16 protein-coding genes are annotated in these 20,764 nt (G+C 37.3%); 7 read left to right on the top strand and 9 right to left on the bottom strand.

The window, feature by feature from the left end:
• Positions 1-322: 322 nt before the first annotated feature.
• The 8 genes from ABID39_RS00350 to ABID39_RS00315 form a co-directional block, all read right to left on the bottom strand.
• The gene (locus ABID39_RS00350; RefSeq protein WP_354184912.1) at positions 323-1,147 is read right to left on the bottom strand and encodes a TrbJ/VirB5 family protein; all 825 of its coding nucleotides are present in this window, start codon (positions 1,145-1,147) and stop codon (positions 323-325) included.
• The gene (locus tag ABID39_RS00345) at positions 1,144-3,615 is read right to left on the bottom strand and encodes a VirB4 family type IV secretion/conjugal transfer ATPase (protein WP_354184910.1); all 2,472 of its coding nucleotides are present in this window, start codon (positions 3,613-3,615) and stop codon (positions 1,144-1,146) included. The genes ABID39_RS00350 and ABID39_RS00345 overlap by 4 nt, the downstream gene beginning before the upstream one ends.
• Positions 3,612-3,926: a VirB3 family type IV secretion system protein gene (locus ABID39_RS00340; protein ID WP_354184908.1), complete on the bottom strand. Its 315-nt coding sequence runs from the start codon at positions 3,924-3,926 to the stop codon at positions 3,612-3,614. The genes ABID39_RS00345 and ABID39_RS00340 overlap by 4 nt, the downstream gene beginning before the upstream one ends.
• Before the next feature lie 12 nt (positions 3,927-3,938).
• Positions 3,939-4,250, bottom strand: coding sequence for a conjugal transfer protein (locus ABID39_RS00335; protein ID WP_354184906.1), 312 nt, complete (start codon positions 4,248-4,250; stop codon positions 3,939-3,941).
• Between the two features lie 652 nt (positions 4,251-4,902).
• Positions 4,903-5,217, bottom strand: a complete 315-nt coding sequence (trwL, locus tag ABID39_RS00330; RefSeq protein WP_354184904.1) for a VirB2 family type IV secretion system major pilin TrwL — start codon at positions 5,215-5,217, stop codon at positions 4,903-4,905.
• Positions 5,218-5,369: 152 nt separating this feature from the next.
• Positions 5,370-5,684 (bottom strand): VirB2 family type IV secretion system major pilin TrwL, encoded by a 315-nt coding sequence (gene trwL / locus ABID39_RS00325; RefSeq protein ID WP_354184902.1) that lies wholly within the window; start codon positions 5,682-5,684, stop codon positions 5,370-5,372.
• A gap of 11 nt (positions 5,685-5,695) precedes the next feature.
• Positions 5,696-5,947 (bottom strand): KorA family transcriptional regulator, encoded by a 252-nt coding sequence (gene korA, locus ABID39_RS00320; RefSeq protein WP_354184900.1) that lies wholly within the window; start codon positions 5,945-5,947, stop codon positions 5,696-5,698.
• Between the two features lie 128 nt (positions 5,948-6,075).
• A complete protein-coding gene (locus tag ABID39_RS00315) occupies positions 6,076-6,765 on the bottom strand; it encodes a lysozyme family protein (RefSeq protein WP_354184898.1) in 690 nt (229 codons plus the stop codon).
• A 720-nt stretch (positions 6,766-7,485) separates the two neighbouring features.
• On the opposite strand from ABID39_RS00315, the gene ABID39_RS00310 reads away from it, so the two are divergent.
• Positions 7,486-7,773 carry an H-NS histone family protein gene (locus ABID39_RS00310; protein WP_354184896.1) on the top strand — a complete coding sequence of 96 codons (288 nt, stop codon included), beginning with the start codon at positions 7,486-7,488 and terminating at the stop codon, positions 7,771-7,773.
• Positions 7,774-8,975: 1,202 nt separating this feature from the next.
• On the opposite strand, the gene ABID39_RS00305 is transcribed toward ABID39_RS00310, so the two are convergent.
• The gene (locus tag ABID39_RS00305; RefSeq protein WP_435521290.1) at positions 8,976-10,271 is read right to left on the bottom strand and encodes a ubiquinone biosynthesis hydroxylase; all 1,296 of its coding nucleotides are present in this window, start codon (positions 10,269-10,271) and stop codon (positions 8,976-8,978) included.
• 485 nt (positions 10,272-10,756) lie between these two features.
• Here ABID39_RS00305 and ABID39_RS00300 point away from each other — a divergent pair, with 485 nt between their 5' ends.
• From ABID39_RS00300 to ABID39_RS00275, 6 genes are all read left to right on the top strand, one after another.
• Positions 10,757-13,183 (top strand): FtsK/SpoIIIE family DNA translocase, encoded by a 2,427-nt coding sequence (locus ABID39_RS00300; protein WP_354184894.1) that lies wholly within the window; start codon positions 10,757-10,759, stop codon positions 13,181-13,183.
• 687 nt (positions 13,184-13,870) lie between these two features.
• Positions 13,871-14,497: a LolA family protein gene (locus ABID39_RS00295; RefSeq protein WP_354184892.1), complete on the top strand. Its 627-nt coding sequence runs from the start codon at positions 13,871-13,873 to the stop codon at positions 14,495-14,497.
• A gap of 9 nt (positions 14,498-14,506) precedes the next feature.
• Positions 14,507-15,337 (top strand): exodeoxyribonuclease III, encoded by an 831-nt coding sequence (locus tag ABID39_RS00290; protein ID WP_354184890.1) that lies wholly within the window; start codon positions 14,507-14,509, stop codon positions 15,335-15,337.
• Between the two features lie 661 nt (positions 15,338-15,998).
• Positions 15,999-17,483, top strand: a complete 1,485-nt coding sequence (locus ABID39_RS00285; RefSeq protein WP_354184888.1) for an efflux transporter outer membrane subunit — start codon at positions 15,999-16,001, stop codon at positions 17,481-17,483.
• Positions 17,480-18,712, top strand: coding sequence for an efflux RND transporter periplasmic adaptor subunit (locus ABID39_RS00280; protein ID WP_354184886.1), 1,233 nt, complete (start codon positions 17,480-17,482; stop codon positions 18,710-18,712). Before ABID39_RS00285 ends, ABID39_RS00280 begins: the two co-directional genes overlap by 4 nt.
• A gap of 3 nt (positions 18,713-18,715) precedes the next feature.
• The gene (locus ABID39_RS00275; protein WP_354184884.1) at positions 18,716-20,698 is read left to right on the top strand and encodes a MacB family efflux pump subunit; all 1,983 of its coding nucleotides are present in this window, start codon (positions 18,716-18,718) and stop codon (positions 20,696-20,698) included.
• Positions 20,699-20,764 lie beyond the last annotated feature (66 nt).

The raw sequence follows: 20,764 nt of genomic DNA, 5'->3' as shown, positions 1-20,764 counted from the left end.
ATTATTGTTTATGGAGTTATTTATTTACTGCGCTGATCTTACCTTTACACATTGTTAGATTTTGGTTATCTGATTATTATGGGAGGGAGGGTTTTCTACTACATTTAGTTTTAAAGACGCTTAAATATAATATTTCTTGATAAAATGTTCGCAATATAGTTGAAAAATAACTGGTAAAGTGACGAAAAAGGTGAGAAGCTTTTCTCGATCATGTCATTTGCATTTTTTTGCAAATACCCGTTATCAAACCAATACTGCTATTAAAAATACAATAAAGTATCAATAGAAAGAGCTGATGGAGAGACAAATTGTCATAAATTTCTCAGCGTATGAAACGTATTGTCGGCATTGTTCTATTTTTGCTGTTAAAAGTCCTCATATTGCGTTTTTGTTTTTGTTGACTGATGAGTGCTTGTTCTGCATTACGCAAATGCGCAACCATATGTAATTTTGCAGTTTCATTCTGGATCATAGTGAGCATGCCTTTCATGCGGGTTTGTAGTTCGACGATGCTCTTCAAATCAGCTGTTGTATTTATTTTTTCTATTAATTCTGAGATTTTTTGAAAACGATTTTCTGCTTCTTCAAAAGTTTGTAAACTCACAGCTTGATCAACAGCAGCTGCATATTGGGTCCGTGCTTCAAGAAAATTGCGAGATTCATCAACAGAATTAGAAATTTTCTCTTCTTCTTCTAAAATATTCGCAAGTAGAGAAATGATATCAAGATTCTTTTGATCATTATAGATAGATTGTGGACTCTTGAGGAAAAAACTGTTGTAGTCTATTGAAATTTTAGCTTTTCCTGATCCTGTTATAGATTTATATATCATCCCTATTTGGTTGAGTTGCTGTTCATTTAACTTAACGTGTTGTTTCATAAATCTAAGAAGCTCTAAAAGCTCCTGCAACGCAGAAGGTGATAGAGAAGGCGTTGGGGCAGGTGGTGGAAAAGGTGATGAAATAGGCCATGAAGAAGATGGTGGAGAAGATTTTGAAGAAGGTGGAGTAGGCTTTTTTTGTTTTTTAGAGGAAGAAGATGAAAACAGTGAGCTCGAATTCGAAACTCCTCCAAATATAAAAGCCATTGCCGGGTTTGAAGCTCCTAGAATTACTGTCATTGCTACTAAAATGATAATTCTTTTCATATTTCCCTCCTTTCAGCTTTTACGCGTTGTAAAAACACTGGTAACCACACTGCTGGATCATCTCCCACTTCAGCGATAATAGTTTCAGCTAATTCTGCGTTATCAGGTGTGCCTGATAACACAAGGAGCTCGTCACTAAAGTCGCATTCAACGGTCTTTCCGTCGACTGTTACATGAAATTTGCCGAGATTGAGCTCTGCAAGCGCAGATTGATCCCCTTGCTTGATGAGAAATTGACGGTTAAATTCTCCAAGTCCTTTGACGAGTTCAAATTCAGCATCTGTTAGCTTAAAACCTTTTGTATAGTCTTCATAATTTGCTTTGGGATTGGCTAGAAAAATATAGGTCGCACATTGTTGAATGAGAGTTTTGGCAATATTGCTTTCCAAAGCATCACTTGGTTCTTGTGTAGCGTAAACAAAAATACCATTCTGTTTACGGATCGTTTTTTGTTTGTTTTTCGCTAAATCCTCAAAATATGGGTCTTGTAAAGGCTTCCAAAACTCGTCAAAAATATACATAAAGCGTTGTCCGCTAATCATCCCTTCCGTGCGATAAAGCAAATACATCATCACTGAAGTACGAGTCTCTGGGTTATCTAAGAATTCAGTAATATCAAAACCGTAAATTTGATGGGTTGAGAGATCAAGGGCATCATTGGGATTGTCAAATAACCATCCATAATCACCACCTTCACACCATTTGATTAAGCGCGCATGAACAGATGGGTGTGTGTTATAATCATCTAAATGCGGATTTGGTAGGAATTGCACCAAGAAGGATAAACGACGCAGCGATCTGTCAATGTTATTACTCATAACAGACGTGACAGCTTTGTTAATTTCTTCCTCATCGTGGTGAGTAACTTCCCCACTGGATTCTGCTAATTTTTTAACAAATTGCTTCAGAAAAATCAGATTATCTTGTGTGGGAGGAAGCTGGAACGGATTAAAACCACTTGGCCTACCAGGTTTGAATGTTAGATATTTCCCTCCCATCGCTCGAATAGCAACCTCCATACCACGGTCTTTATCAAAAACAACGGTTGTTGGTTTAAATTTTTGCGCTTGCGCTAACAAAAATCCAAGCAATACTGTTTTACCAGAACCAGACTGCCCAATAAGTGCAGTATTACCGAGTAATCGCTTATCTGTTGAATCTTCTTCAAGTTTCGAAGCATGAAAATTGAAATAAAGTGGTGTTTTACTGCTAGTTTTAAGAATTGTAACGGCTGGTCCCCATGGATTTCCAGTCGGTTTGCCTGACATAAAATTATGAAAGGACGAAAATGACAAAAAATTCAATGACGTAATGGGTGAAGGACGTGGACGCCATTTCCAATTTGCAGGAAGTTGTGCCCAATAACCAGCTTCTATAGCCAAATCGACAGGTTTTGGTAAGACTGCAACATCGAGCAATGATGCATTTGCTTTTGCCATATAGTCACGAACTTGCTGAACCGTATCACCATAAACGGTGAGGGTGAAATGATGTTCACCCATGACAAAATACCCACTTATAAGTTGATTGAGAGCCTCATCAATTTGCTCAATTTGACTCGTTGCTACATCACGAGCATCAATCAGATTACGCTGATGCCGTTGTAAATAATCTTTGGCAGCATGTCTCGAGAGTATGGAAAAGCTCTGTGTTAACACAAATTCAAAATCACTTTCCAAGAGAACATTAAGTTGACCTGGTTTCGTTGTCGTGTCGTATTCCTTAATTTCTAGCATTCCAAATCGACGCATTCCACTGATTGTACGCAATTCGCCAAAAGCACCCCATTTTGAGAAAAAAGGTCGATTGATAGACATATAATCGGCAAAACGGTCACGGCAGATCGGCATAGGGCGGTATTCACCGTTGATAAGCATCCCAAGAAACTCGAGCGCAGAAGAATAAGCATGCCCATCTTTTTCATAAGTACCAAGAAGTTCTGCGCCGTAACGTTTTAATGATTGACCTAAGGTCCTGTTAATGTCATTGAGGGATTTAATACACGACTCTTGCCGCATCCTTTTTTCATCAAGCGTTTCGCGTTCATGCTGAGAGAAGAATGACATAACTTTATCAGCTATAGGCTGGAAAATGACAGTTAGATACAGGTCATTGACCATAAGATTATAACCAGTGAAACTTTGGCGATATTTTTCGTCAAGTTGGTAGCAAAACATTTTATCAAATGCTGAATCAGGATACTCGTAAACTCGACGACGTACAATATGTGTCCACAGTGATAGATTGGCTGATGAAATCCCACGTAGAGTGTTGTTTAGTTCTTTAGTCCACTGAAAAATATCTTCTTCTGAAGCACTTTGATGCGAGCACCCATCAATCTTCCAAACCGAAAGATACTCTGCATTTTTGGTAGAGATAATCGTATCGGTAATGTGGTGCGAATAAGGTATGAACAAGCTTACTGGGGTCTCTGATGCGAGGCGGTTGACATTTTCAATAGCTGTCATGCTTGTCTCCTTTTGCGGTAGTTAGAGGGACTGTAACTTGATGCACCCCAAAAGCTTTTATTACGGTTGCGGAATTTGGTATCGATCCACAGCCACCAAATACGGAATGCTTTATCATCATTCTTAGTAATTTGCGCCATAATAAACCATAAAGGCACTGCAATAAGCCACAAAAGGATGTTTATTGTCATGGCAACAATAGCTACACTCGTAATCATCACTATAAGTGGCATCATTGGTACGCCCCAAATCGTTGGAACACGAGTTGCTCCTTTGAATAAGGGAAATGCTTCTTGCTTTCGTGGCTTCATAAGTGGCTCCGATTATGTGATATGAAACAATATACTGCTAATATAAAATGCTGCACTAGCGATGAGAACGCTGAATGCCCATCGCAGAAATATAGCTTTCGTGATGATGCGAAACGCATAAATAAGTAATAGAAATAAAAGAATAATAGCACCAGCAATCGGAATGAATACACTAAGCCCGTATTGTACACCTATGAGAAGGTTTATGCTATTTACTTTCTCTTGAGCATATGCAAATTGAGTTTCCAAAAACACAATCAAAGTTGTAAGGACAATACTAATTTTGTTGTCAACTTTTGTTTGAAGAGTATTTGATCGTTTCATCTTCTCGCTCTTATTACAGTTGAAGTTGTTATAAACACATCCATTCATTTGCAGTACAAATAAAATTACTGTTATGATATCCACAACAAGAAGTGGACAGAGGAACCATTTAAAAAGAAATATCTCATACTATTTTAATTACATAACCAATATAAATTAAGCTTTGACGATATATTCATTATTTTTACGTATATTAGGCAATGCTAATAATAATTGTTGAGCATAATAGTATAACTGTAGCAGCAACAGAAATATGAAATAATTCTAATCCATTTATTCTTACATACCTCCAAAATTCAAGTTTAGGTACATATAAGATAAGTCATAAAACGTAATCATAGCTGTAAAAACTATAATGCTCTGGCTATTTTTATTAAAAGTTATTCAATTTCCTATCTTGATATATTCAGAATATGTTATAATAACATAGTTACAACTGTAGCCATCGCAGTAATTTTTATTGTAGACTATTACATGAAGGATATTTAATCTTTATCATAGTATTCATCCTAAATGATATTAAGACTGCTACAGATAGAGCCACTTTAGATGTGTTACAAAAAGCGACTCTATAGCGTCATTTCTATTTAAGAGCTTCCTTTAGATAAAAGAAACATTCTACATCACGCGATTTCATGATCTATATTTCATGCTAGTTGGCAGAAAATACAAATGCAACAAGTTCACTTGCTGAGCCTGCAATAATAACGCCAGCACCCCAGCGTACGAATGTATCTTTTCCAATGTAGCGTCCAGCGTAACCAATTGCTAAAAATAGAAGTATGACGGCAGCTGCAATAGGGATAATTTTATTCAAATCTTTTTGAATTGCTGTTAAAATACTTTCTGCTTTTTTCAATTTGTCAACTTGTGCATACACAGGATGAGTCATAAAAAACGCAGTTACAGCTATAGTTGCTGCGGTGAATTTATTATGAATTGTACGAAAAATACTTGATTTTTTCATGTTCTTTTTACCTTAATAAAAATTAAAACCACCCAATGCTTTCTTAGTTTATGTCACAAAAAATAAAATTATATAATATTGCTATTATCCAAGAAGCCCCTTTAAGCAAAAAAACATTCCGCACCGTGTGATCTTATGATCCATGTTTCATGCTAGTTAGGAGAAAATACAAATGTAACAAGTTCACTTGCTGAACCTGCAATAATAACGCCAGCACCCCAGCGTACGAATGTATCTTTTCCAATGTAGCGTCCAGCATAACCAATTGCTAAAAATAGAAGTATGACAGCAGCTGCAATAGGGATAATGGTATTTAAATCTTTTTGAACTGCTTTTAAAATAGTTTCTGCTTTTTTTAATTTTTCAACTTGTGCATACACAGGATGAGTCATAAAAAACGCAGTTACAGCTATAATTGCTGCGGTGAATCTATTATGAGTTGTACGAAAAATATTCGATTTTTTCATGTTTTTTTATCCTAATCAAATTTAAAGCTACCATGAATAACTCCTCTTTCACGAAGAAATTTAAAGAGATATTTCGGATCAGCCCACACTCTTAGTTTTCCTCTTTGTGTAAGCAACGTATACAAACTTGGCTCACCAGTTACTGGGTCATCCGCAACAAACGTAAAATACCATTCTCTTTCTGAACGCATCACGATTGTAACTTCACGCGCTGCTTTCTGACTAAATGCTTTATCAACGCTGCTTTGCTCGATCATCTTCATTATTTTGCCCTCAATTAGAAAAGATTTCATCTAATCTTACTAATTAGAGCTTTAATATTTCTTTATCTAGTTTTCATTATTGCACCTTATCAAAATTATAGTTTCCATTAATAAATGGTAAGTTGCCATTATTCTTGGCTCCTTCTTAAGGAAAGAAAATCTTCTGCTGTGAAAGCATCATGGACACCACTTGCTTGATGTTTGAATGCATCTGCTTGTTCTTCCAAGATAACAGGAAGAGGATCTGTTTGAACCGTTTGCTTTTGTTCATCCATATAAAGCTCCGAAGATTCCTGCATTTTCTCAGGATCAGGTGTTTTTGCTCCAACGTATGCAGCAACTTCTTGCACATAGGTATTGGTAAAACCATCTTCGAAGTTACTAGATCTGTAAAAATCTAGTGCAACTCGTACAATTTGTTTAGAGTTATATTGCAATGCTTTTTGTTTAGAGCAATGAGCAGAAACAGTTTGTACACTTCTAAAATTTTTGTATAAATAAAACACATTAGAACGAAAGAAATCAAATAATTCCAAATCTCTGACACTTATTTGCTTTAAATTTGCGTCAAAATTATGTTTATTTCGCCTAAATTGTTTAACTGATGTAATTGTGTTCTCGAACGTAAAGGGATGAGATGATAATTTGTAATTCTTATTTATATCGCATGTATAAACGCTCTCCCACGACTCTTGCATGGTGATTGCTTGAAACGCCATGAGATGCGTAGTAGGCATGCATACAGAAGCAAGTGCTATGAAATTAGAAGCAATCATAAATAATACACCTGATAGAGAAAATCTTATTAATATAAACACCAATTCTGTGTGCTTTTTCCAAGCGTTGGTACACTACATTTCTATAGTACGAAGTGAATCTATAGCGCGAAGTGAAATTGTTCAATTTACAACACACTCTGTGGCTGTAAGTTTGACATTTTCCAAGAATGTTTTTAACATGTGACGATGTCTGATTAATCACGTGAACGCATGGGAAAAAGTCTAACATATGACGCCGACCAATAGTATGGCTACTGTATTTACGGAACAAGAGGATATCTTTAAATGACAACCGCTTTTTGAAGGAGAGAGAGGCTAATTGTTTTGCGTAATTCTTGCACTGCTTCAACCTTTCTGAAGGATATAGATATGAAGCTAAAACCTGTCGTATATGAGGGTATCCTTTATCATCAAAATAAACTATACCGCTATTATACGTAGAGGGCTTGTCCTTTATCACATACTGCCATAGTTTATAAAGTGGCGGTTTGTACTTACTTTTGACTGCTGATTTATAAAAATCAGAGGAGTGCAGGAGAGCTTTCACACCCCAATTACCAATTTCAGTGATCGAACTGAAAAAGGGTACGGCTGTGATAGCTGAGACACAAATAAAAAACTCTTCATGGTCCAAAGTACATCTCCGTCAATAATATTCATCGTAATTATAATTACGACAACAAATTCGACAAAAATCGTATATAATTGTGTTAAAAATATGGCAAAATATAATTCTTTTTTTGCAAGGGGAGTAAGAAGGTGAATGATCTCAAAAATATGAATTTTGATGAGCTGCAAGAAATGCGGATTCAGATCGATGCAGAATTAAGAAAACGGCAAGAAAAAGAGAAGCAAAATGCGCGGCGAAAAATTCTTGAAATTGCCAATGCTTATGGAATTGATATTGCTGACCTTGTGAACAAAGAGCGCCATTATAGAAATCCTAATAACCAATGGGAATTATGGAATGGGCGTGGGCGTAGACCTAAGTGGGTTAAAGAATGGTTGGAAAATGGTTATAAGCTTGAAGAGCTAGAAGTGACATAACACTATTATGGTGTTTTCAAGATATTAAGAATGTAAAGAAATAGGCAATTGACAGTGTGTTTTTTGCTCATTCGATACATACAAACCTGAGCGGACATGTTAAATGTTCTAGGGTAGTTGAATAAAGCTATAAAAAATATAAAGGTAGTTATTCAAATAAAAAACTACACTATTTAAGCATATTTTTGGCATACTGATTCGTAAAATAGTCGTCTGATGAAACAATCTTTTATGATTGAAAATGCATCTCGGTGTATGTGGTTTGTTCATCATATATGATTTTTGTTCCTCCTTTATAAGACTGTATACATCAGATATCAGCTTTATCTTTTGACTATCCTTGTGGTTGAAGTGAGAAAGTGTTTTATGAAATTTTTTTGTGTTTGATGTTGGTTATTTTGATTCTATAGATCTTGTGACATATGTTAAAATGTTTGCACTCAAAATTCATTGTTGTGCACTAATGAATAGAGAGTGAATTGCAAGTCAAAAGTTGAGCAATTCTCTTATTCCTATCTGTTTTATTTAACTGAGTAGAAGAGAAGAGGTTGCGATATAAAAGCGATATATTGATTTATAATGATCATTCATTGTTTTGAATGTTAAATAAGATTTTCCTATTTTAATCTCTTTATTATAATGAAACAATTTTGCACATTGTGGGATAGAGTTTGCACATTGTGGGATAGGGATAAAATAAATTTTCTGAGCTTAACGAGTAAGAATGCTTCTTGTAATCATTTCAATGTGAAAGTTATCATAACATTGAAAGCTAAAAAATAGAAGAATGGCATTGGCTATCATGATGGTGTTGGTTTGTATTTGGCATAAAGTCAAGATGGTGATGCACAATGGATTTCGTGTTTACCTTTTGCGGGTGCTTTTGAACAGTGGATTTTAAAGCAATACGAGAAGTTCTCTAAAGGGGGCGTGAATATTAATAAAGTAGGCGTAAATGCATGATACGATAGTGTTTTGTATTTCGTGTGAAGAGCTGTTTTAAATTCATGCGTAAGATGATTGTGGCAGTAGGTTTTTGATAGTTTTCTGTATAGCATCATGGTTTCTTCTAAAACCATGTATTTTTAAATATAAACGAAAAGTTTATCTTGAAAGAATAGAGCTTTAACTCATAGATTGCGAAAAGGAAAACAATGTGTGTTTGTCATAAAGCAAAATACTATGATTTTTGTATATTTTGCTTAAAGTGGGAGACCATGTAGGAGACGTGGGGCATTGGGGGTGAGACCGGAAGCTTCCTGAATAAAGTATTTTTTCATTTTTGGTGTTTGATTAACAATTCCAAGGCCGGTGTCGCGAAGCATTCGCAAGAGAGGATTATCATTAGAAAAAAGTTGATTAAGCCAGTCATTGCTCAAAGCCATACGCACAATTTCAAAACGTCTCCAACTTTGGTAGCGTTCTAAAGTTGTGAGGGAGCCAATATCAAGCCCCAATCGTGCTGTTTCAATAATAACTTCAGCAAGAGCAGCACTGTCGCGTAATCCTAAATTGAGTCCTTGTCCTGCAATGGGATGGATTGTGTGAGCGGCATCGCCAACGAGAGCAAAACGAGATTTAATGCATTGACGTGTTAAAGAAAGTCTCAAAGGAAAAGCTTGACGTTCACCATTCCAAGAGAGTTTCCCAAGTCGATGACCAATGCGTTTTTCAAGCTCTGTTTCGAAAATGAGAGCATCCGCTTTGAGATAATATTGCGCAGTTTTATGGTGCTCATTCCATACAATGGCAGATCGATGACCTTTAAGAGGAAGAAGAGCAAAAGGTCCAGCAGGTAAGAAATGTTGAATTGCTTGCCCATGATGGGGTTTTTCATGTTCAACTGTGCATATAATCGCTGTTTGTTTATAAGGGTGAGAAAAGTTTTTAAGTCCTGATTTCTCGCGTAATTTCGAATGTATTCCATCAGCTGCGATCAGCAATTTTGTTTGCCAAATTTTTTCATTGCTTAAAGTGACAGCTGTGCATTGGTCTTCTTGGTGAAAATCAATGACACGCGTGTTTGTGATGACAGTGATATTCAGATCTTCTGCACGCTTTTTTAAAACGTGGATGAGTGTTCTCTGTTCCACCATAGCAGCGAAGGGCTCATTGGGGGCAACATCTCCTTCAAAGGTTAAAAGAGTTGGTCTGACAGGATCATTTGTGCGTGTATCTGTGATAATCATTGAATGAATGGGTTGGGCATGAGAATGCATATATTCCCAACATTGCAATTGTTTGAACATACGAATAGAAGCTGCAGAAAGGGCGATGGTTCGTATATTAGAAGTGGGAATATCTTCTTGGGGAGCGTCATCAACGATCTTAATTTTTAAATCAGGAGCTGCTTGTTTGAGCGCTATTGCCAACGTTAAACCAACAGCCGCTCCTCCTGCAATAAGGATATCGCATTGTCTTATGCTTTTATGAGATTTTGTATTTTTATTGGATTTTATACGTTTATCGGGATCACAATACACAATGCTTTGTTCCATTGTTGGCAGTTTCTTTATTTTTAAATGAGATATCTTTCTTTAACAATACCTTAAATATTTTTATTTCTTTCTTTAAAGGGTGAGTTTCCTCTCTTCATTTTTGTTTATCAAAGTCTAGCTTCCCTTTGATTATCATTTATGCTTATCACTTATTGTTGTCCACCTCATAACCTTGCTGAGAAAATTTTGCTCTGATGTTCCATTCTATACTTGATTTGTACAAAATAAACCATTTGTGCAAAATAAACCTGAAATCAGACAGGGATGATATGGTGCTTTATAATACGCTGAATATATCTTATGATTATCACCTTGAAGGAAAATTTCTTACCGTATTACGGGTAGAGAAGTTGTTATGTTTATGATGGTTAAAACCGTATTAATATTTTGCGGTCATAATTTTCTAACTCTTTGTAATGCGAATAATGCGTAATGTGTAATGCAAATAATGCGTAATGCGAAAGTTTTGTATTTGGAATTAATGAATGCACCAAAGTTCTTCTTCTTATGATTCATTAGAGGCACAAAAATCTTATGGTTTGCAGCTCGGTGAAATGTTTTTACGCCAGATTGGTGTTTTTATTGGGCTTGGGCTTTTAAGCTTCATTGTTTTTTGTGTGCTCGCTTTAGCGACTTGGAATGTTGCAGATCCATCATTAACCTATGCAAGTGCAAATAAGATTACAAATTTTATGGGATGGCCTGGGGCAATTTTTTCAGATTTTGTCATGCAGTTTTTTGGTTTGGCAAGTCTTGGTATTTTGCTGCCACCATTATTTTGGTCTTTTCTTTTGTTGGCACAAAAGAATATCCACAATGTGATTTTTCGTCTTTTTTTGTGGATGATATCAACGATTTGTTTTTTAGTTTCTTTTGCTCTTATGACGCCTCTTGCTCCTTTCACCTATTGGCCATTGCCGATGGGGTTGGGAGGAGTTTTGGGAGATAAAGTTTTAAATGTTGCTTATGTAATCTTGCCTGTCCTTCTTTCTCCTTTTCAGAATGTGCTTTTGGGTATTGTCCTTAATCTGTTAGGTTTTTTAATAGCTGCTTTTTCAGGTAATGTGATATGGCGGCGTCAGACACATAAAAGAAAAATAAAAAAGAGGCAGAAAAGAGAGACTGTAGATCCAGTTTTTGAGGTGTCAGAAGATACTGAAGAGGAAGAGAAGCACGGTTTCTTTGCTACAACTTTTGGGGCTATTTTGCATCTTTTTTATTTTTTACAAGCGCGTTTTTTTCGTTTTTTCTCTTTAAAAAATCGTTCTCAAAGACAAAAGAAATCATTGGATCGGATTGAACCAATGTTCGGCGATGAAAAAACACAAAGTCAGAAACATCAAGATAAAGAATCTGCTTCTCCGGCGAAAAAGCGTATTTTAAAGTCTTTAAAGGTTTCTTCAAACAGTGGTTTTCTTCTTCCACTTTTAGATTATCTTGCTGTTTCACCGCCAGCAGTACGAGATACAAAACTTTCTCCTGTCGCTTTAAAAGCTAATTCTCAGGAACTTGAGGGAATTTTGTTAGATTTTGGCGTTAAGGGAAAGATTATTGATGCGCGTCCTGGTCCGGTGGTCACTTTGTATGAATTTGAACCGGCTGCTGGTATTAAATCTTCTCGTATCATTGGTTTAGCAGATGATATTGCACGTTCGATGCGTGCGGTTTCGGCGCGTGTTGCTGTGGTTCCAGGACGTAATGTGATTGGAATAGAATTGCCCAATGCAAAGCGTGAAATGGTTTATTTACGGGAAATTTTGCAAGCGAAAGAATTTATTGAGAGCAAAGCAAAATTAGGACTTGCTTTGGGCAAGACAATAGGTGGGGAATCGGTTATCGCAGATTTAGCAAAAATGCCACATCTTTTGGTGGCAGGGACAACAGGATCGGGAAAATCTGTTGCCATTAATACGATGATTTTGTCGCTTCTTTATCGGATGACACCTGAACAATGCCGTCTCATTATGGTGGATCCGAAAATGCTTGAACTTTCTGTTTATGATGGCATCCCCCATTTATTAACACCCGTGGTGACAGATCCTAAAAAAGCGGTGGTTGCACTTAAATGGGCTGTTCGTGAAATGGAAGAGCGCTACGGTAGAATGTCAAAACTGAGTGTTCGCAATATTGATGGATTTAATGCACGTGTCAAAGAGGCAGAAAGTCAGGGGGAAAAAATGGTGCGTTCCATTCAGGTTGGATTTGATCATAAGACTGGAGAGCCCCTTTATGAGACAGAAACACTTGATTTTAGTCCTATGCCTTATATCGTTGTCATTATTGATGAAATGGCTGACTTGATGATGGTGGCTGGTAAGGACATTGAAGGAGCGGTTCAACGCTTAGCACAAATGGCGCGTGCTGCCGGTATTCACGTGATTATGGCAACTCAGCGCCCTTCTGTGGATGTGATTACCGGAACAATAAAAGCCAATTTTCCTACACGCATTTCTTTTTCTGTGAGTTCAAAAATTGACAGCCGAACTATTCTTGGAGAACAGGGGGCTGAGCAATTGTTGGGACAAGGAGATATGCTCTTCATGATGGGAGGAGGCCGCATCCAGCGCGTTCATGGACCTTTTGTGGCAGATGATGAAGTTGAGCAGGTTGTCGCGCATCTCAAAGCGCAAGCTCTACCTGATTATTTGGAAACTATTACACAGGAAATTGAAGAAAATGATACAAATATTTCTTTGACTACTCCTGCAGCAGATGACCCCTATAGCCAAGCTGTTGCCGTTGTCCTTCGTGACCGTAAAGCTTCAACTTCTTACATTCAACGCCGCTTGGGTATCGGCTATAATCGTGCTGCTTCATTGATTGAGCGGATGGAAGAAGAAGGTATTATTAGTGCTGCAAACCATGCGGGTAAAAGAGAAATTTTGGTGCCTGCAGAAGAAGAAACTTTTTGAACTCAAAATCTCTTTTAAAAATCTTTTTATTGTTGTTTCAGACAATAGATATTTAAAGAAATATAGAGTTTTATAATTTGTTACTTGCATAGGGTAAATAAGATGCTTCTTGTGGGTGTTTAAAAGGTTTTTATCACTAAAAAGAACCTTTAACTTTGTTGGATCATTGTTTTGAAACTCTCTATTCTTCGTTTGATTATAAGCTGCGCTGCTTTATTTTGTGAGTAGATGAAGGAAAAGTCTATGAGTTTAGAAAATTATGTGGGTGAAAAGGGAGTTTTTGCGCTTGTGGAAGTCTACATACGGATTGACTCTTTGGGGAAAGTATTCCGTAAGAAATCGTAGAAAATGGTATGAATATTTTTGTAACATCTTCTTCAACCGATAATCTTTATAATTAAGTTATTGCTCTTTGTGATTATAAAGTTTTTTCTTACATTTAATGTTGTTTAGGTTATGGCTTATAAGCTGCACTGCTCTATTGTTTTGGTGTATGGAGGGGTATCATTCGCGCTGCAAATCATATAGGTAAACGGGAAATTTTGGTGTTGCGGGAGAATAATCTTTAGAATAATCTTTTTGAAATAAGGGTCTTTGAATAGTTGTTTCAAATAATATCTTTTAGAGAAAGGCACTCATCGTTTGCTTAAATTATAAGATACATAGGTATTACTTGGGAGAATTTTTATGAGAACGTTTTTTTTACCACAAAGAAAAATCTTTGGGTTTTTGGGAGTTGCGACTTTTTTATGCTTAACTTTTCCTGCTTTTTCACAATCATCTCATAAAGTATCACGGGTGCAGAATAGTGCACGGGCACAGAATATTGCCAATCACTTTGCAGCAATTAAAACAATGACAGGTGATTTTATTCAGTTTAGTCCAAAGGGAAAAATGTCTCAAGGGACATTTTATTTAGAACGTCCAGGAAAAATTCGTTTTATTTATAAAAAAATACCTTTACAGATTATTTCAGATGGTCAATTCGTTGGCATTAATAATCGTGCTCTCAATACTTGGAATTTTTCACAGCTTTTTCAAACACCAATGAAGTTTCTGTTAGATAATAAAATTGATTTATCATCAGGACGTTTATTGGCATTTCGTGAAGATCCAGGGGCCGTGACGATCGTTCTAAGGGATAAAAGCATTGGAGCAGGACAAATAAAAATGGTATTTGATTCTAAAAGTTATGCGTTACGGCAATGGACAATAGTAGATCAACAGAATTTAGAAACGACTGTTCAAATCATGAATGTGCGGACAGGGGTGAGGTTTGTTGATGGTATGTTCACCCTTCCTTCTAAGAAATAGTGTGATGTTATGCCATCAGAATTGAAACAGAGATTTTTTCGTGTTGCGACTTGGAATATTAACTCCATTCGTTTACGTCTTTCGCAGGTTTTGCAGTATTTGGATATGTTTTCTACAGATGTTCTGTGTTTACAGGAAACAAAATGTCCAGATGCATTGTTTCCAATTGAGGCTTTTGAGGCAGCTGGCTATAAACATATCGCATTGAATGGACAAAAATCCTACAATGGTGTGGCAATTGTTTCACGTTTACCTTTTAAAAAGGTTGAAAAACGTTTCTTTTGTCAAAAGCAAGATTGCCGGTATATTTCGGTCATTGTTGAGGTTAATGGCAGGGACATACTTATTCATAATTTTTATGTTCCCGCTGGGGGAGAGGTGCCTGACGCTGATGCGAATGAAAAATTTCGTCATAAACTCGATTTTCTAGAAGAAATGTCTTCCATTCGTGCTGATCATGGAAAAGGTCTTTCTTCTCTTTTGCTGGGTGACTTAAATATTGCTCCTTTTGAAGATGATGTTTGGTCTCATAAGCAATTGTTGACAGTTGTAAGTCATACACCCATTGAAACTGAGCGTTTACAAGCTTTGTGTTGCCAAGGCGGGTGGATCGATCTTATGCGTTTGCATATTCCTGTTCCCACGAAGCTTTACACATGGTGGAGTTATCGTGCATGCGATTGGGCGCTTGCGGATCGGGGTCGGAGACTTGATCATATCTGGTCTTCTCCTGATTTAGCACCTTTTGTAGCTGATATTTCAGTTTTTCGTGATGCACGGGGGTGGGAACAGCCTTCAGATCATGTTCCAGTAGAAACCATATTTAACTTTTCATGCTGATCTTGCCATAAGAAGAGCTGATCTTGCTATAAGAAGAATAGAGGTAATGAAATATTAATAGTTTTTTTGAAAATAAGCGGAGGGATAAATAAGAGCAGAGCAAAAATTCGAATGAGATTCTTTGAAAAGATTTGCTTTATAATGCTTTTTTGCATTTTTTATCTTATCTAGTTGATCATCATTTTCGGAAGATATTTTTTCAATCTTATCAATTTTTTGGTAACGATCGGCTCGATGAAGAGGTCTTTGATTGTAGTTGCTTTTATATATTTTACACAAAATGTATTTAATTTTTACAGTGAGTTTGTAATAAAAATACAGAAAATAAAATATTAATAAATTAATTCTAGAAATAATCAGAAAAATGAATACAGGACAAAAGTTTTGTATGTGTTTGTATAAAGTGTTGGTTTTATAGTAATTTTTTGTATTTTATGCTGTATAAATGTATGGGTTTCTTCATTTTTAAAAGATATTTTTTAAGTTCTATCTGTTTTGTATAAGAAGGTATTCAAATAAATAAGCGTTTAAATTGTGTTTATTTTTGTGCAGTTTGTTCAATTTGTACAAACTGTATTTGATTTTTTGTGCTGAGTTTGAAATAAGAACTATAGTAAATAAAGTAATAATAAACTGATTCTGAAACTAAGCGGAATAATGGATGCAGAGAAAAAATCTCAAATGGGGAGCTTTAAAAAGTTTACTTTATATTGCTTTTTTATGTTTTTTTATGCTGTCAGGATGTATGGTTGGTCCTAACTACAAGAAGACATTTTTTAAAGTCCCGTCAGTTTGGGGGCAAAAAACTGCTCAGATGAATGGGCAACAGGTTGCTCTTGCGGGATGGTGGCGGCGTTTAGATGATCCTGTTTTAAATTTGTTAATGGATGATGCAATTTCGGGGAATAATAATGTTGCCGTTGCTAAAGCGCGAATTCGCGAAGCGCGTGCAAATTTAGGGCAAGCTGTAGGGTATCTTTTACCCAATGTGTCAAATGCTGTTTCAGGAACCCGCAGTTCTGGACAATCTGGAGCATCTTTTTTAGGTCAATATCATAGTAATTTTGATGCGAGTTGGGAGATTGATCTTTTTGGCGGACATAAACGAGGTGTTGAAGCAGCGCGTTATGGTTTGGAAGCTTCTGTGGAAGATATGCGTGCGACAATGGTAACCTTGTTGGGAGATGTCGCAACAAATTATGTGCAAATGCGTGGTTGGCAACAAAAATTATTTATTGTGCGCCAAATTGCTTTATCACAGCGTAAAACATATCAATTGATGCACGAGAGATTCAAAGCTGGTGATATTTCTGAGCTTGATGTTTCAAATGCGCGCGCGCAAATGGCAAATACAGAAGCAGATATATCACAGATGGAAGCGAATGTGGCAATGAGCATTCATCGCCTTTCTGTCTTGACAGGTCGCGTGCCGACAGCTTTGAAGGATATTTTGCAAAAAAATGCGCAACAGGCTAAAATTCCACAGCCAAAATGGCCGATTCCAGCAGGAATTCCAGCTGAGATTTTGTTAACACGGCCAGATTTACGACGCGCAGAGCGCCAATATGCGCAGGCTACGGCTCGGATTGGTCAACATCAAGCAGAGCTTTATCCATCACTTACTTTAACAGGTAATATTTCAACAGTCGCAACGGCAATTGGTCAAATCTGGAGAGACTCAACGATTGCATGGTCTTTTGGTCCAGGTTTTCGTGTTCCCTTTTTTAATGGAGGGAAGGTTATGGCTTCTGTTGCTGTAGCACGTGCGCAGCGCGATCAAGCTTTTATTGCTTATAGAGCTGCTGTGTTGGAAGCTCTAGAAGATGTAGAAAATGCACTTGTGAAATTAACTAAGGAACGACAGCGCTTAGAAAAACTCGTTGTAGCTAATGCAGCTTCTTTGCATTCCTTAAAACTCTCACGAAGCCTCTTTGACAATGGGAATACGAGTTTTCTTGAATTGTTAAATGCTGATCGTTCTTATTATTCTTCTCAAATGGCACTGAAAGACAGCCAGATTTCTTTGGTTACTCATTATATTGGCCTGATGAAAGCATTAGGCGGTGGTTGGGATGGCGTTGTTGATGTGTCCCGTTCAGAGGTGGTTGATGGTGTTATCTCTTCACGGACGAAGGTAGGAAAATGAAAAAAGGCTGGATTAAAAATTTCATTATAAAACGCAAAAAACTTTCCTTCTTTTTAGCAAGTCTTTTTCTCATTATTTTTCTGTTATGGTTGCGGGCTCTTTTTGTGGGAACCACACCGTCAACTTATATAACAGCAGTGGTAAAGCGTGGTGATATCGAAGAAAGTGTTTTGGCTTCTGGTATTGTACGTCCCTATCGGTTGGTTGCTGTTGGTGCACGCACGACAGGACGTGTGGTGTCTATGCCTGTTTTCCCTGGCAGTATTGTGAAAGAGGGAGATCTTTTGGCAGAAATTGATCCTATAGATCAGGAGAATGATCTGAAAAGAAGAAAATCAGTCTTATCACACTATCATGCTAGCTTGGTGGAGCAAGAAGCTTATCTTTCTCTGGCTCGAAAAAATTTAGAGCGTCAGAAAAAAATGATTGAGTCACGAGCAATTTCACGGGCTAATCTCGATGATGCGGAAACACAAGTTAAAATACGTGAGGCGCAAATCGCTCAACTTAAAGAACAGATTGTACAAGCACAAATTGATGTGAATAGCGCAGAGGTCAATTTGGGCTATACACGTGTGACTGCACCTTCAGCGGGAACAGTTTTAGCAACAGTTGTTGAAGAAGGGCAGAATGTTAATGCCGTTCAATCTGCTCCAACAATCGTTATTTTAGGTGATTTATCAAAGATGACTGTTAAAGCGCAAATCTCAGAAGCTGATATTCTTAAAGTTCAGGCTGGACAGCCTATCTATTTTACAGTTTTAGGCAATTCACAGCGACGTTATGAGGGAATTTTAGAAAGAATAGAGCCAGCTCCTGAATCCATTCGTGCAGATGTGAGTATTAATCCTGGTATGGGAGGAAATTCTAGTTTAGGCTTATCGGCTATCTATTATAATGGAATTGTGCATGTTGATAACAAAGACAATTTTTTGCGTACTTATATGACTGCTCAAGTCCATATTATCCTAGGTCGTGCTCAGAATGTCCTCTTGGTTCCAAGTGAAGCTTTACGAGATGAGACAAAAGAAAATAAAGAGAATAAAGCATGGGTTTTCGTCTTGGAGGGACGAAACAAAGTGGTTCCTAAACAAGTGACAATTGGGCTGAATAATAAAGTTGTGGCTGAAGTTGTTTCAGGGCTTGAGGAGGGCGATGTGGTTATTACAGGCTCACACAGTGGAATGAAATCAGAAACTTCTGGTGTATATAACGAAGATGAGATGTAAGCCATGAAAACAGAGGAAAAAGATGCTGTTTTCGTTTTAGAAAATATTGTGCGAAAATTTCCTGCTGGGGAGAAATTTGTTACTGTTTTGAAAAACGTTAACCTCACCATTAAGCGTGGTGAAATGGTAGCAATTGTAGGTTCTTCTGGTTCAGGAAAATCTACATTGATGAATATTTTAGGCTGCCTCGATCGACCAAGTTCTGGGCGCTATTGGGTTTCAGGGAAGGAAACAGCGCACCTTTCTAGTGATGAATTGTCAGCTTTGCGGCGAAATCATTTTGGATTTATTTTTCAGCGTTATCATTTATTGGGTGAATTAACAGCGCTTGGAAATGTCGAAATTCCAGCTATTTATGCAGGTTGTACACCGGAAATAAGAAAAAAGCGTGCAAAAGATCTTTTAACGCGCTTAGGTATGGGGGATCGGATAAATCATCGTCCAGCACAGCTTTCAGGTGGTCAACAACAGCGTGTCTCTATTGCTCGGGCGCTGATGAATAATGCCGAAGTTATTCTTGCTGATGAACCAACCGGTGCATTAGACAAAAAAAGTGGACAAGAAGTGTTGCGTATTTTAGATGAGCTTCACCAAGAAGGGCACACAATTATCATGGTGACACATGATATGCAGGTAGCTGAAAGAGCAGATCGTATCATCGAAATCAGTGATGGAGAAATTATCTCTGATAATGTTTCAAAGGCTGCAAAAAAAAGAACAAGCAATCAACTTCTTCATGAAAAACAAAAACTGCAAGACCAAAAATTGCTCGGTTCTTTTCGTTCTTTTGTGGAGCGTTTTCGTGAGGCATTTGTCATGGCTTTGTTGGCAATGAATGCTCATCGGATGCGGACGTTTCTAACAATGCTTGGGGTGATTATCGGTATTGGAGCCATTATTGCAATGGTGGCTCTGGGGAATGGAACACGCGAAAAAATATTGGAAAATTTTAAGAGCTTGGGGTCCAATACATTAACAATTTTTCCAGGAAAAAGCTTTTCCGATCCACAAGCAGATAAAATAACTAGTTTGGTCGAAGCTGATGCAGAAGCTCTTTCTGGGTTACCTTATGTTTCTGGTGTAACGCCTCAGCTTTCAGTGAATGCGACTGTGCGTTCTGGTGCAGTTGAAGTTAATGCTGTGGTTTCTGGGGTGGGAGAACAGTTTTTTCAGACACAGGGGCTGGATGCTGTGGAAGGACAGTTGTTTGATCAAAAAAGTGTGCATGATCGGTCGGTTGATCTTGTCATCGAAAAAGAAGCAATACCTGTTCTTTTCCCTCATAGCCGTGAAAGCCCACTTGGAAAAATTGTCTATGTGGGGAAGGTGCCAGCACGTATTGTGGGTGTTGTGGATCCACAAAATAGTGGAGGTGCCTCGAGTACGTTGCAGATTTATTTGCCCTATACAACAGTGCAAACCCGTTTTCTTGGAACAACGCAGGTTCGTGCAATTATGGTTAAAATTGCTGATCATATCGATTCACATTTGGCAGAAACTATGGTGAAGCGTTTTCTTATTATGCGGCATGGTGAAAAAGATTTTTTCATTAGAAATTCGGAATTTTTTCGTAATCGTATCATGGAAAGTACGCATATCTTAACACTTCTGGTATCTTCAATCGCAGCAATTTCATTGATTGTGGGTGGAATTGGGGTGATGAATATTATGCTCGTCACTGTTTCTGAACGCGTCAATGAAATTGGTGTACGTATGGCAGTTGGAGCGCGTCAGGGCGATATTTTATTGCAATTTCTTATTGAAGCGATTTTAGTTTGTGTCATTGGTGGTGGATTAGGAATTCTACTTGGACTCTCTATCGGAGGCTTGTTTTCTTTGTTGAAGGCACCTATCCATCTGATTTATACGATTGATTCAATCATACTATCCCTTGCTTTTTCAACAATCATTGGAATATGTTTTGGTTTTTCACCAGCTCGGCAAGCTTCACGGCTTGATCCTGTTGTCGCTCTTTCGCGTGATTAAGCCTCAATAGTTGTAAAAATATGATTAGTTGTAAAAGATATGGTTATTGTGTTCGTACGGGGTGCA

The organism is Bartonella japonica (genome assembly GCF_040545385.1).
GTDB lineage: Bacteria > Pseudomonadota > Alphaproteobacteria > Rhizobiales > Rhizobiaceae > Bartonella > Bartonella japonica.
The sequence above is the reverse complement of the archived record's forward strand: the minus strand, read 5'-3'. Positions and strand labels throughout refer to the sequence as shown.